Origin of the sequence: Blautia sp. AF26-2 (assembly GCF_003460955.1) — a bacterium.
Lineage (GTDB): Bacteria > Bacillota > Clostridia > Lachnospirales > Lachnospiraceae > Fusicatenibacter > Fusicatenibacter saccharivorans.
This window is the reverse complement of record NZ_QTWD01000001.1, coordinates 359,044-372,066: the sequence shown is the minus strand read 5'-3', so window position 1 is coordinate 372,066 and position 13,023 is coordinate 359,044. Positions and strand designations below refer to the sequence as shown.

The 13,023-nt window shown below is 50.3% G+C and carries 11 protein-coding genes; all 11 read right to left on the bottom strand.

Features of this window, described 5'->3' with window-relative positions; genetic code table 11:
* The 11 genes from scpB to DWY63_RS01825 all read right to left on the bottom strand — a co-directional run bounded on the left by scpB (position 1) and on the right by DWY63_RS01825 (position 13,014).
* Entirely contained in the window at positions 1-624 is a 624-nt protein-coding gene (gene scpB / locus DWY63_RS01875; RefSeq protein WP_055226398.1) for an SMC-Scp complex subunit ScpB, read from the bottom strand.
* Positions 602-1,423: a segregation and condensation protein A gene (locus tag DWY63_RS01870; RefSeq protein ID WP_022462320.1), complete on the bottom strand. Its 822-nt coding sequence runs from the start codon at positions 1,421-1,423 to the stop codon at positions 602-604. The genes scpB and DWY63_RS01870 overlap by 23 nt, the downstream gene beginning before the upstream one ends.
* Positions 1,424-1,438: 15 nt before the next feature.
* Entirely contained in the window at positions 1,439-2,239 is an 801-nt protein-coding gene (locus tag DWY63_RS01865; protein ID WP_070103705.1) for a metallophosphoesterase, read from the bottom strand.
* Between the two features lie 53 nt (positions 2,240-2,292).
* Complete coding sequence (locus tag DWY63_RS01860) at positions 2,293-3,027, bottom strand: ribonuclease H1 domain-containing protein (protein WP_117509011.1); 735 nt, start codon at positions 3,025-3,027, stop codon at positions 2,293-2,295.
* Between the two features lie 33 nt (positions 3,028-3,060).
* A complete protein-coding gene (locus DWY63_RS01855; RefSeq protein WP_242991098.1) occupies positions 3,061-4,329 on the bottom strand; it encodes a D-alanyl-D-alanine carboxypeptidase family protein in 1,269 nt (422 codons plus the stop codon).
* A gap of 74 nt (positions 4,330-4,403) precedes the next feature.
* The gene (cls, locus tag DWY63_RS01850) at positions 4,404-5,984 is read right to left on the bottom strand and encodes a cardiolipin synthase (protein WP_117801014.1); all 1,581 of its coding nucleotides are present in this window, start codon (positions 5,982-5,984) and stop codon (positions 4,404-4,406) included.
* Between the two features lie 94 nt (positions 5,985-6,078).
* Entirely contained in the window at positions 6,079-6,255 is a 177-nt protein-coding gene (gene rpsU, locus DWY63_RS01845) for a 30S ribosomal protein S21 (RefSeq protein WP_004222305.1), read from the bottom strand.
* 205 nt (positions 6,256-6,460) lie between these two features.
* Positions 6,461-9,100, bottom strand: a complete 2,640-nt coding sequence (gene alaS / locus DWY63_RS01840; RefSeq protein ID WP_117801012.1) for an alanine--tRNA ligase — start codon at positions 9,098-9,100, stop codon at positions 6,461-6,463.
* A gap of 78 nt (positions 9,101-9,178) precedes the next feature.
* The gene (gene tyrS, locus DWY63_RS01835; RefSeq protein ID WP_022462314.1) at positions 9,179-10,402 is read right to left on the bottom strand and encodes a tyrosine--tRNA ligase; all 1,224 of its coding nucleotides are present in this window, start codon (positions 10,400-10,402) and stop codon (positions 9,179-9,181) included.
* A 453-nt stretch (positions 10,403-10,855) separates the two neighbouring features.
* On the bottom strand, positions 10,856-11,500 hold the full coding sequence (locus DWY63_RS01830) for a precorrin-8X methylmutase (RefSeq protein WP_055218068.1): 645 nt from the start codon (positions 11,498-11,500) through the stop codon (positions 10,856-10,858).
* 2 nt (positions 11,501-11,502) lie between these two features.
* Complete coding sequence (locus DWY63_RS01825) at positions 11,503-13,014, bottom strand: cobyric acid synthase (protein ID WP_117801010.1); 1,512 nt, start codon at positions 13,012-13,014, stop codon at positions 11,503-11,505.
* Positions 13,015-13,023: the final 9 nt, after the last annotated feature.

Here is a 13,023-nt window from a genome sequence, read left to right as displayed (position 1 = left end):
TCAGACATCCAGCTTGATCTGCATTTCCTCTTCCACTTCTGCGCGGAAGTCCTCCATCTTGACCGGACTGATCTCCGGCAGATTGTCGGTGGAATCGACGCCGAAGTTCCGCAGGAATTCTTCGGTCGTGCCGAACACAATCGGGCGGCCCGGCGCGTCGAGACGGCCAAGCTCCTGCACCAGATTGTACTCCACCAGTTTGTTGACCGCGTGATCGCTCTTGACGCCGCGGATCTTGTCGATCTCCTGCTTCGTGACCGGCTGCTTGTAGGCAATGATCGAGAGAGTCTCCATCATGACGTCGGTCAGAACCGCCTTCTTCGGCTGCATGGCGATGTTGACAAGATAATCATAATATTCCTGTTTCGTGCACATCTGATACGCATTTTCAAGCTCCACGATGTGGATGCCGCGGTCTTTCGTATTATATTTTTCCATCATATGGTTCAGAATCCTGCGGGTCGTCTCCGTGTCATGGCCGATCGCTTTTGCAATCCTTCCCAGCTCCACGGAATCTCCCATCGCAAAAAGGACTGCCTCGATGGCTGCTTCCGCCTCCTCGACCGAAGAGGGGCGTCTTGCCTCACCCAGGGCAGTTTCTTTATTCCTGTTCTGTTCTTCCATCTGTCTTGTCCTCACTGTCTGTCTCGTCTGTATACGGCACAACTACGGTGTCTTCATCCTCCAGGGATTCAATCAGGATATCCCCGAAAAGCTCCTCCTGGCTGATCCGGATTTTGCCGGTTTTCATCAGCTCCAGGATTGCAAGGAAGGTGACAATCACATGCACCTTGCCCGGCTGGGATTCCAAAAGGTCGCGGAAGCTGAAGCGGCGTTTTTTAACAGCAAACTGCTCGACATACGTCATCTTGTCCGGCAGGCTGACCTCTTCTTTTTCGATCTTTCCGAACTTGCTTCGGATCGGGTCGATCTTGTCCTCCTGGCGCTTTAAAATCATTTTATAGATCGTATGGAGCTTCGCGAGAGAAATCTGCGAGAGAAGCTCGGAGGTGTCGACCGGCGTCCTGTACTCCAGCACTTCTCTTGGAAGCGTCGGCTCCTTGTACACGGAACGGCTCGCCTCGTTCATGCGGTCACGCAGCTCGTACGACATGTACTTGTACATTTTGTACTCTAAAAGCTGCTGCACCAGCTCGGCTCTCGGGTCCTCTTCCTCGCCTTCCTCATTCACTTCTTTCGGAAGCAGCATGCGGCATTTGATATCCAGAAGCGTCGCCGCCATGACCATGAACTCGCTCATGATGTCGAGGTCTTCCCGCTCCATCTGATGAATGTATTCCAGATACTGGTCCGTAATCTCTACAATGGGGATATCGTAAATATCTATTTTGTTTTTATCGATCAGGTGAAGAAGAAGGTCCAGCGGTCCTTCAAACACCGGAAGCTTTACTGGTATCGCCATGTGCTCTGTTCTCCCTTACGTTTTCCCGATATCTGTAATAATCAATTCTCTTCTGTTCCAGATGCGGACCGGAATGGTGTGTTCGCCCGTTCCTGCACTGATGATCTGGCAGGTGCCGCCCGTCAGGAACAGCCCGCGGCAGTTTTTCGAAAAAAGGCGGAAATCCGGCGTCACAAGCCCCCGGTGCGCGCCAAGGCCCACCACGCCGCCGTGATAATGGCCGGAAAGCGTCAGATCGGCTCCATATGATGCATAGGAGCTGCGGTAGGCAGGGTGATGCGCCAGCAGAATGCCGTAGCGCGCCGGATCCGGTTTTCCAAGATGGTCCGTCAGTTCCGAAACCGGCAGCGGTCCGCGGTAAAAGCGGTTGTAATAGGTGCGGTCCATGGCATAGCCGTAGATCCGGACCGGACAGCCGCTGATGGTAAGATCCGCCGTCTCATTTTCCAGATAGCAGATTCCTGCCTTTTTCAGGCGCTCCCGGAGCTTTTCATACAGATCGCCGTACTGTTCCGGATACAGCTTCAGACGGTATTCGTGGTTTCCGCAGCCATAGATTACCTGGTATTCCTCCGCAAGACGTTCCGCGAAACTCAGACCCGGGTCGAGGTTCTCCCCCGGCTTTGCCACAATCTGGTCCCCGCCGATGATGACAAGATCCGGAGCCGCCTCATCGATGACTGCCTTTAACACCGTGTTATCCGGGCCAAACTCCATATTGTGAAGATCACTGATAAACGCCAGACGAAAACCGTTTCCTTCCAGAAATTTTCCATTTGACGAAAGTTTGTAATAGGTCGTTGTAAATTTTCTCATACCGTTCATTATACTTGATTTTTCGGTGTATGACAACCCGTTTTCCCTGCTGTTTATAAGCCCAATGCCTGTTTTGCCAGCTGATCGGCTTTTTCGTTGTAGGTGACGCCGGTGTGGCCCTTTACTTTGCAGAAGCGGATCGCAACTTTGGCCGATGCCAGATCGTAAAAATTCCGGTAATCGATGGTTCCCTGTTTTTTCGCCTGCCATTCTCTCGTACACCAGCTTGCGATTCCCTGGTAATCGTGATAGATGGCCAGCTCCGGAATATCATGTGTCAGGCAGTAAGCCATGGCCAGCTCTGCGCCCTTGATCTCGCCTGCCACATTCCGCATGGAGACGAGATCCGGGTCGCTGTATTCTTCTGCAAGATTCAACTCTTTTCCGTCCAGGAAGAGGACCACACCGCAGGAGAACTTTCCGAGCGCATGCTGATAGCTTCCATCCACGTATGCGACGGCGCTCCTGCCGACACCGGCGTATTCCGGGTCTTCGCATGGTTTTTCTGCCAGAATCAGGTGTTCCCAGTCCCAAGAAGAAGGATCGGGTGCTGCCGTGCTCTGTACTGCCTTTCGTTCCGGGGCAGCGGAATACGTTCCTTTTGTTTCCCGCAGCAATGATTCCGGCATTTTACCGCCGCCCAGAAAGGCCTCTGCCTCCTCCAGACGCTCAAATCCCTTGTAAATTGCGCCAGGATAACCGTGTACCTGCGCTTTGCACGCATCCCATGTCCGGTAGATGCCCGGAACCTTTCCCTGTTTTACCGCATAGTAATTTTTCTTTGCCATGTTTTTCTCCTTTTCGCGCATGATACTCCGGCTTTATGCCGTCCCAAGAAAATATTGTTTCATCGTACATCCGAACAGGTCCCACATGCCGGCTCTTGCCACGTCTGCTCCATATAAAATCGCAACGGAACCAAGTTCCTCACCGTCTGCTTTGTAAACAACTCTTCCGGCACACTCGCCTTTCTGGATAGGGGCCTGCACCTCTTCCGGCAGTTCTATCGTTTTTTCCACTTCACCGATCACCGTCCCGCCCGTCGCAAGATAGCGGAATTCTTCCGCATATTCCAGTTCTGCCGTATCCTGCTTTCCATAAACAACCGAAAGTTCCGGCAGGGGATCGCGTTCCCGGTCTATGTAGATGCTGCAGGACGAAAACCCATACTGGAACAGTGACGCCGCATCTGCAAACCGCACCTTGTAGTCCGGTGCTCCCATCACGACTGCCAGCATTGTCAGATCATTTTTCTTCGCCACTGCCGAGACGCAGTACTTCGCCTTCGAGGTGCTTCCTGTTTTCAGTCCCACACAGCCCTCATAGCCGCGGATCAGCTTATTTGTATTGGTGAGGGTGAATGGTTTGCTTCCCTTCTGTGTGACATGCGTAATCTCTTCCATCCAGATAGAGGAATAGTTCAGGATCTGCGGAAAGCGCTCGATCAGCTCCCGAGACATTTTCGCCACATCTGCCGCTGTCGTGTAATGGCCGTCGGAATCCGTGAGGCCGCAGCAGTCCTCAAACTTCGTGTCGTTCATGCCGAGTTCTTTTGCTTTCTGGTTCATCCGGCTGACAAACTCGCTTTCTGTCCCCGCAATATGCTCTGCCATCGCTACAGATGCATCGTTTCCCGAAGCAACGACAATACACTTGATCATCGTCTCAACGGTCTGCTTTTCGCCCTCTTCCAGAAAAACCTGGGACCCGCCCATACTTCTGGCGTGCGCACTCGTCGTCACTTCGTCGGTCAGCTGGAGCGTCCCTTTTTCGAGCTCTTCAAAAATCAGCAGCAGCGTCATGATTTTTGTGATGCTCGCCGGGCTTCGCTGTTCCGACGCATTTTTCTCGTACAGAACAGTTCCGGTCTGTGCCTCCATCAAAAGAACAGACGGCGAAGTCAGCCCAAGGTCCGGTGTCATCTCCGGTGCTGTCTCCTCCGTCTCTTCTGTTTTCTGTTCCGTTGTTTCGTTCTGCTGCTTGTCGGAAGATTCTCCATTCTGCTCTGCCGCAGTCACTTTCAAGGGCGCTGCAAGAAGCGCCAGGATCATCAGCAGGCTCCAGACGATATTTCGTGTTCTTCTCTTCATATTCCCCCGAAACATCTGCTCTTTCTTCCCTACAGGCTATGCAGACGACCGCAGAACTATGCTGTCTGTTCCGTTTACAGCAGCGGTGCCAGAAACTTCAGCGCACCGCGGAGTGCACGGACTGCAAAATTTTTCTTTCGGCAGTAGTCCATATTGATCTGCTCACACTGTTCAAACGTGGTCAGCGCATCCTCTTTTACCTGGGCAACCGCACTGCTGCCGTACATCCAGACACCGCACTCAAAATGCAGGTACATGCTCCGGTAATCCATGTTGATCGTTCCGACCGTCGCAACTTCATCATCACAGACAAAGCTCTTGGAATGGATAAAGCCCGGCGTATACTGGTACATCTGAACGCCGGATTCCAGCAGGATCTCGTAATTGGCCTGCGTCAGAATATAGACAATCTTCTTATCCGGGATGCCCGGCGTTACAATCCGCACATCGACTCCGCGCTTTGCCGCCATGCAGAGAGCGGTCAGCGTCTCGTTGTCCGGAATCAGATACGGAGTAAAAATATAAAGATATTTTTTCGCCTGTGAAATAATGTTCAGATAAACATGCTCGCCTACTGTCTCTCCATCCAGCGGGGAATCGCCGTACGGCTGCACAAAACCGTCTTTTTTAAACGCTTCCTCGTGATAGATCTCCGGCCGGTATGATTCGAAATTGCATTCCATACCGGTGATTGTGCTCCACATCTGCAGAAACATCACCGTAAAACTCCATACCGCCTCACCATGCAGACAGATTCCGGAATCCTTCCAGTGGCCGAACCGCTCCTTGCGGTTAATGTATTCGTCCGCAAGATTAATGCCGCCCGTGAAAGCCGTATGACCGTCGATCACGGCAATTTTCCGGTGGTCACGGTTATTTAAAATGACATTCAGCACCGGTCGGAACTGATTGAACGCCGCACACTTGATGCCCATCTGCTGCAGCGATTTATAATACTGATACGGCAGCGTCGTCACGCAGCCGAAATCATCGTAAATCAGCCGCACATCCACACCGGCGGCCGCTTTTTCCTTCAGAATCTCCAGCACCGTATCCCACAGATACCCCTCGCTGATGATGAAATATTCCATAAAAATGTAGTGTTCTGCCTTTTTGAGTTCCTCAATAAAGTGCTCAAACCATACATCTCCCAGCGGGTAATACTCTGTTTCTGTGTTTTCATAAACAGGATAATGCGCATAATTGGTCAGATAGGAAGACTGCCCCGCTGCCAGGATATTTTCTTCCTCGAGCTTTTTACGCGTCTCTTCTTCCTCTCCAAGAACGCCTCCCTGCGAAAGCAGAACTGTATCGTAATGTGTACGGAATTTTCTTGCCACACTGGAATGGCCGAGAATGCCGTACAGGCAGATTCCGGTTACCGGAAGCGCCAGGATACAGACTGCCCACATCAGTTTGTAGCCGGGATTCATTTTCGGATTATTGATAATCGAAAGCACTGCAATCAGGGAAAGGATCGTGACCGCATAGTTGATGTAGACAGATTTTTCATTGAGCTGCATCATAATTCCGGCCAGCCAGCAAAATTCCAGAAGAAGTGCAACACCGATAATGACCATACGGCTGGTAAGCAGCTTCAGAATCTTTTTCACGATACGAAACAGCTTGTTTGCTATTTTGTACAAAATTCTCATTTGTCACCGCCTTGCTGTTTTGTCAAAACCTGCGACTTTAAGTTACAAGTATAAAAATCCCCGGCAAAACAGATCGCCGGGGATTTTTTGCACATTAATTATACTTACGTTTTCTGGCAGCTTCAGATTTCTTTTTACGACGAACACTTGGTTTCTCGTAATGCTCTCTTTTACGAATCTCCTGCTGAATGCCAGCTTTTGCACAGCTACGCTTAAATCTGCGTAAAGCGCTGTCCAACGTTTCGTTTTCTTTAACGATTACATTTGACATAGTCTCACACCTAACCTCCCTCCAGTTGTAGATTGTGCATAATACAACTGTATGGGTATTTTTTGCACTGTTCTTATTATACCAGAAAAATCTCGTACGTCAACAAGTTTTTTCATTTTTTTGCAAAATTTTTCCCTGCCGCCTGCCTGGCTCCTTTTTCTGCCCTGCAGGCGGCAGGATTTTGTGCTGTTTTTCCTGCTTATTGTTATGCGATCTGGCCTTCCAGTACCTCAGCAGCTTTTGCAACTGCTTCGTCGATCTTCTCCGGATTCTTTCCGCCGGCCTGTGCCATGTTCGGACGTCCACCGCCGCCGCCGCCGACAACGGCTGCCACTTCTTTGATCAGTTTTCCGGCATGTGCACCTTTCTTCATCGCATCATCGGTTACCATGGCAAGAAGGCTTACTTTACCGTCCTTTGCAGATGCCAGAACAACAACGCCGCTTCCCAGTTTTTCTTTCAGCTGGTCGCCAAGGTCACGCAGTCCGTTCATATCGACATCCGGTACGGATGCAGCGAGAAGTTTTACACCTTTGACTTCGGTTACTTTATCCATAACATCGCCGAGCGCTTCTTTTGCCAGTTTGCTCTTTAAGGACTCATTCTCTGCCTGGAGTGCTTTTGCCTCTGCCTGCAGATGAGCGATCTTCTCGAGGAGATCCGCCGGTGTTGTCTTTAAGAGAGCTGCTGCCTCATGTATTTTCTCTTCCTGTGCTTTATAATATGCAGTAACAGACGGTCCGGTCAGAGCTTCGATTCTGCGGACACCTGCTGCAACGCCTGCCTCAGAAACAAGTTTGAACAGTCCGATTTCAGCGGTATTCTTTACATGGGTACCACCGCAGAGCTCTTTGGAGAAGTCTCCCATGGAAACGACACGTACTTTGTCGCCGTATTTCTCACCGAACAGAGCCATCGCGCCGGATTTCTTTGCTTCCTCAGTATCCATGATGTCGGTTACAACCGGGATCTGCTCCTGAATCTTTTCATTTACCAGATTCTCAACTTTTTCCAGTTCTTCCGGTGTCATAGCCTGGAAGTGGGCAAAGTCGAAACGGAGTCTGGTCGGGGTTACGAGAGAACCTTTCTGCTCTACGTGTGCACCGAGAACAGTCTTTAATGCCTTCTGCAGAAGGTGTGTTGCGCTGTGGTTCTTCTCGATATTTTTTCTTGCCTCTTCGTTGACCTGAAGTGTAACTTCCTCGCCGTTTGAAATCATACCGGATTTCATGACACCGACGTGGCCGTATTTTCCGCCGCGGAGTTTGATGGTATCTTCTACTTCGAATACACCATTTGCTCCTTTGATGATACCGCAGTCGCCTTCCTGACCGCCCATGGTAGCGTAGAACGGAGTTTTCTCTACGAAAATGGTTCCCTTCTGGCCTTCCATCAGAGATTCTGCAATCTCAGTCTCTGTCGTCAGAACGGTTACTTTGGAGGTATCCTCCAGATGATCGTATCCGGTAAACTCAGTTGTTACGGACGGATCGATCTCATCGTAAACGGTTGCATCAGCACCCATGTAGTTTGTTACTTCACGGCTCGATCTTGCACGCTCTCTCTGCTCTTCCATTGCTGCATGGAAACCGTCCTCGTCGATGCCGTAGCCCTTCTCCTCGAGGATCTCTTTGGTCAGATCCAGCGGGAATCCGTAGGTATCGTACAGTTTGAATGCATCCTGTCCGTCCAGAACTTTTTTGCCTTCGCTCTGCATTTTTTCTTCGAGCTCGGAGAGGATATGAAGTCCCTGGTCGATGGTTTTGTTGAACTGGGTCTCCTCGTTGTTCAGAACGTTGAAGATGAAATCTTTTTTCTCTTCAAGTTCCGGATATCCGTCTTTGGAGCCTTCGATTACGCTTGCGGAAAGGCGGGCAAGGAACAGTCCGTCAATGCCAAGCAGACGGCCATGACGTGCTGCACGGCGGATCAGACGGCGCAGTACGTAGCCTCTTCCTTCGTTGGTCGGCATGATTCCATCGGAAATCATGAATGTTGCGGAACGGATATGGTCTGTGATAAGGCGGATGGAAACATCGGTCTCATGATCTTTATCATACTCTTTTCCGGAGATTTCGCATACTTTGTTGCGGAGTGCCTGAATGGTGTCGACATCGAAGATGGAATCTACATCCTGTACGACAACAGCCAGACGCTCAAGTCCCATACCGGTATCAATGTTCTTCTGGATCAGGTCGGTGTAGTGGCCCTCGCCGTCGTTGTTGAACTGGCTGAATACGTTGTTCCATACTTCCATGTAACGGTCACACTCGCAGCCAACGGTACATCCCGGTTTGCCGCAGCCGTATTTTTCTCCGCGGTCATAATAAATCTCAGAACACGGACCGCACGGACCTGCGCCATGCTCCCAGAAGTTGTCCTCTTTTCCAAAACGGAAAATACGGTCTGCCGGGATGCCGATCTCTTTGTTCCAGATATCAAATGCTTCATCATCGTCCTGATAGATGGATGGGTACAGACGATTCGGATCGAGCCCTACTACCTGTGTTAAAAACTCCCAGGACCATGCGATTGCTTCGTGTTTGAAATAATCACCGAAGGAAAAGTTTCCGAGCATCTCAAAGAAGGTGCCGTGACGGGCTGTTTTTCCTACATTTTCAATATCGCCGGTACGGATACATTTCTGGCATGTTGTTACTCTTCTTCTCGGCGGAATCTCTGCGCCTGTGAAGTAAGGTTTCAGCGGAGCCATACCGGAGTTGATCAGTAAAAGACTTTTATCGTTGTGTGGAATCAACGAAAAACTCTTCATAGCAAGATGTCCTTTGCTCTCGAAGAACTCAAGAAACATCTTTCGTAATTCGTTTACGCCATATTTTTCCATGACTGTTTGTCCTCCAAATAATTCAGTGTGTCCCGGAATTTTTTCCGGGAATCCATTCTTTTATAATAGCACACTTAATTATTTAACGCAAATTTTTTTGAAATTCTTCTTTCCTTTTTTCAGAACGATACCGTCCTCGCCGAAGGCTGCTTTTTCTACGGCATATTTCGGATCTGTGATTTTCTCACCGTCTACGGATACACCGCCCTGCTCTACGGCACGGCGTCCTTCGTTTCTGGTCTTTGCAAGCTCTGCTTTGACAAGAAGGGTTACGATATCGATTTTATCGTCCGTGAAATCCTCTGCAGAAAGTTCACTGGTCGGCATATGCTCGGAGCTTCCGGTAGAGAATACGGCACGTGCGCCTTCCTGCGCTTTCTTTGCTTCTTCCTCGCCGTGTACCATGGAGGTCAGCTCATAGGCCAGGATCTCTTTTGCCTCGTTCAGCTTGCTTCCTTCCCAGGAATCCATCTCGTCGATCTGCTCCAGCGGCAGGAAGGTCAGCATACGGATACATTTTAAGACGTCGGCATCGTCCACGTTTCTCCAGTACTGGTAGAAATCGAACGGGCTGGTCTTGTTCGGGTCAAGCCATACAGCGTTTCCTGCGGTTTTACCCATCTTCTTGCCCTGAGAGTCGGTCAGAAGGGTGATGGTCATTGCATAGGCATCTTTTCCAAGTTTACGGCGGATCAGTTCGGTTCCTCCCAGCATGTTGGACCACTGGTCATCGCCGCCGAACTGCATATTGCAGCCGTATTTCTGGAACATGTGATAGAAGTCGTAGCTCTGCATAATCATATAGTTGAACTCCAGGAAGGAAAGACCTTTTTCCATACGCTGTTTGTAGCACTCTGCACGGAGCATGTTGTTGACGCTGAAGCATGCACCTACCTCACGGAGCAGTTCTACATAGTTCAGGTTCAGCAGCCAGTCTGCGTTGTTGAGCATCATAGCTTTTCCCTCGCCAAACTCGATGAAACGCTCCATCTGACGTTTGAAGCACTCTGCGTTGTGGTCGATCTCCTCGCGGGTCAGCATTTTTCTCATATCGGTTCTTCCGGACGGGTCACCGATCATGGTGGTGCCGCCGCCGATCAGGGCGATCGGTTTGTTTCCTGCCATCTGCATCCGTTTCATCAGGGTCAGTGCCATGAAGTGACCTGCAGTCAAACTGTCTGCGGTGCAGTCGAATCCGATATAGAACGTTGCTTTTCCATTGTTTACCAGGTCTCTGATTTCATCTTCGTCGGTTACCTGTGCCAGAAGGCCTCTGGCGATCAGTTCGTCATAAATCTGCATTTTGTTTTTCTCCTTTTTTCGGTTGACTTTCGGGTATGTGTTACCGTCTGGGACCAAAGTTTTTTATACAAAAAAACTCCCGTCCTTTCCGATTCAAAGGACGAGAGCCCGTATCTCCCGTGTTACCACCTTACTTCACAGCTGTCTCACGGCAGCTGCCTTTGTCGGTATCCAAAGCCTCTGAATACCCTGACGCTGTAACGTTCGTCTCTTACGTCGCAGCCTACTAAAAACGTGCATCATAGTTCTTCTGCCGCCCGTTTTATTCGGTGCGCAACTCCGGGATGTATTCGAATCGTACAGAACCTGCATGCGCCTCTCATCTGCCGGCTGCTTTCTGTCCGCGTTTTTGTACGTCTACTTGTTCCCTTCCAAGCCTTTTTCCATGTTCCATAGTATAAACGGTGATTCGAAATCTGTCAAGACTTCTGCTTTCCGTTTTTTCATCTATTTTTAATATCCGCGGTCCTGATCCATCATATACAGGAGTGCGTTGCAGATGCACGCCGCGATATTGCTGCCGCCTTTTCGTCCGCGTGCCACGATATACGGGATATTGGTCTGCATAATCAGTTCTTTGGACTGTACCACATTGACAAAACCGACCGGAACTCCGATGATCAGCGCCGGTTTTATTTTTCCTTCCCCGATCAGTTCATAGAGGCGGACCAGTGCCGTCGGCGCATTTCCAACCGCAATAATCAGCTTTTTATCCAGCTCCGCCGCTTTTTCCATGCAGGCTGCCGCGCGGGTGCTTCCGGTTTCTTTTGCTCTTGCCGCAACATCTTCGTCTGACATAAAGCAGAGCGCTTCACCGCCGTGGCGCGCAAGCACCTTTTTGTTGATGCCGGATCTTGCCATCTGCGTATCCGTCACAATGCAGGCTCCCTCCCGGATCGCCTCGATGCCTTTTGCCACCGCATGCTCCGAAAAGCAGAGATTATCCGCATAATCAAAATCCGCACTTGTGTGGATACACCGCTTTACAACCAGTTCCTGATCCTCTGGAAACGTTCTTCCGTTTAATTCTTCCGTAATAATTTCAAAGCTTCTCTTTTCAATCTCGTGCGGGCTTACCTGCTCCAGTTCTATCTTCATCTTTATGCCCCTTCTTCCAGAATTTGATAAATCTTCTTCATGTCGAGATGCTCGCGCAGCGCATCTGCGAGAATATCGTACTGTGTCTCTTTGAATGTCTGGTAATCGACACCGTGAATCTGCTCCATGGCAATTCCCTTATTCTTTGCAAGTGCTTCCACGATCCGCTCGGCAACTTCTTCTTTGTCGAAAATGCCGTGCACATACGTACCGTACACATTTCCTTTCTGTGCACCGTCCAGCTTATCCGAATCAGCACGGTTCTGATCATTGATGAACGTGAATGCTTCTGTTCCTTCTTTCCGCACCGTTTCTCCCATATGGATTTCATAGCCCTCAATCCGGGTTCCCTCGATCCCGGCAAGAACGCCTTCTGTTTTTCCAAAAGCGCCCTCCGCGCGGGTTCTCGTCTTTTCACCGGCAAATACGGTATCCATCGGCAGGAGTCCCATTCCTTTGATCATTCCGCCGGCTTCGACATGCAGCGGATCGCTCAGCGTATCTCCGAGCATCTGGAAGCCGCCGCAGACACCGAAAATTACTTTTCCGGCCGCAGCCGCCTTCAGTACGGCCGCTTCCAGACCATTCTGACGCATCCAGAGCAGATCCTCCATCGTGTTTTTCGTTCCCGGAAGCAGAATCATATCCGGATTTTTCAGTTCGGAGACAGAGCTTACGTAGCGGAGTGATACGCCTTCGATCCGCTCGAACGGGTTGAAATCGGTGAAGTTTGAAATACGCGGGAGACGGATGACCGCAAGGTCAATGAGACCGATCTCCTCTTTTCTGGTGAATCGCTCGGTCAGACTGTCCTCGTCTTCCACTTCGATGTGGAGATACGGCGCCACGCCGACCACCGGGATGTGTGTTTTTTCTTCCAGCATCACAACGCCCGGGTCCAGGATGGTTTTGTCCCCGCGGAATTTGTTGATAATCAGACCCTTGATGCGGTCGCGCTCATCCGGCTCTAAAAGCTCTACGGTACCGTAAAGCTGAGCAAAAACGCCGCCGCGGTCAATATCTCCGACGAGGAGCACCGGTGCATCCACAAGCTTTGCCATTCCCATATTGACGATATCATCGGCTTTCAGGTTGATCTCCGCCGGACTTCCGGCTCCCTCGATCACAATGATATCATACTGTTCTTCCAGTGCATGGTACGCTTTCATGATGTCCGGGATCAGCTCTTTTTTGTGGGAAAAATATTCCCGCGCACTCATGTTTCCCAGTACCTCACCGTTTACAATCACCTGCGAACCGGTGTCATTCGTCGGCTTTAACAGAATCGGGTTCATCAAAACGGACGGTTCGATCCCGGCCGCTTCCGCCTGCATGACCTGTGCACGTCCCATCTCAAGGCCTTCTCTCGTAATAAACGAATTCAGCGCCATATTCTGTGATTTGAACGGCGCCACACGGTATCCGTCCTGATGGAAAATCCGGCATAAGCCCGCCGCAAGCAGACTTTTTCCCGCATTTGACATCGTTCCCTGTATCATAATTACTTTCGCCATCGTTTTTCC

What these genes read in the sequence shown, in the direction of transcription:
- DWY63_RS01870 (WP_022462320.1), bottom strand. Translation starts at nt 1,423, where the DNA reads ATGGCGATACCAGTAAAGCTTCCGGTGTTTGAAGGACCGCTGGACCTT.
- DWY63_RS01865 (WP_070103705.1), bottom strand. Translation starts at nt 2,239, where the DNA reads ATGAGAAAATTTACAACGACCTATTACAAACTTTCGTCAAATGGAAAA.
- DWY63_RS01830 (WP_055218068.1), bottom strand. Translation starts at nt 11,500, where the DNA reads ATGAAGATAGAACTGGAGCAGGTAAGCCCGCACGAGATTGAAAAGAGA.
- DWY63_RS01860 (WP_117509011.1), bottom strand. Translation starts at nt 3,027, where the DNA reads ATGGCAAAGAAAAATTACTATGCGGTAAAACAGGGAAAGGTTCCGGGC.
- rpsU (WP_004222305.1), bottom strand. Translation starts at nt 6,255, where the DNA reads ATGTCAAATGTAATCGTTAAAGAAAACGAAACGTTGGACAGCGCTTTA.
- alaS (WP_117801012.1), bottom strand. Translation starts at nt 9,100, where the DNA reads ATGGAAAAATATGGCGTAAACGAATTACGAAAGATGTTTCTTGAGTTC.
- cls (WP_117801014.1), bottom strand. Translation starts at nt 5,984, where the DNA reads ATGAGAATTTTGTACAAAATAGCAAACAAGCTGTTTCGTATCGTGAAA.
- tyrS (WP_022462314.1), bottom strand. Translation starts at nt 10,402, where the DNA reads ATGCAGATTTATGACGAACTGATCGCCAGAGGCCTTCTGGCACAGGTA.
- DWY63_RS01825 (WP_117801010.1), bottom strand. Translation starts at nt 13,014, where the DNA reads ATGGCGAAAGTAATTATGATACAGGGAACGATGTCAAATGCGGGAAAA.
- scpB (WP_055226398.1), bottom strand. Translation starts at nt 624, where the DNA reads ATGGAAGAACAGAACAGGAATAAAGAAACTGCCCTGGGTGAGGCAAGA.
- DWY63_RS01855 (WP_242991098.1), bottom strand. Translation starts at nt 4,329, where the DNA reads ATGAAGAGAAGAACACGAAATATCGTCTGGAGCCTGCTGATGATCCTG.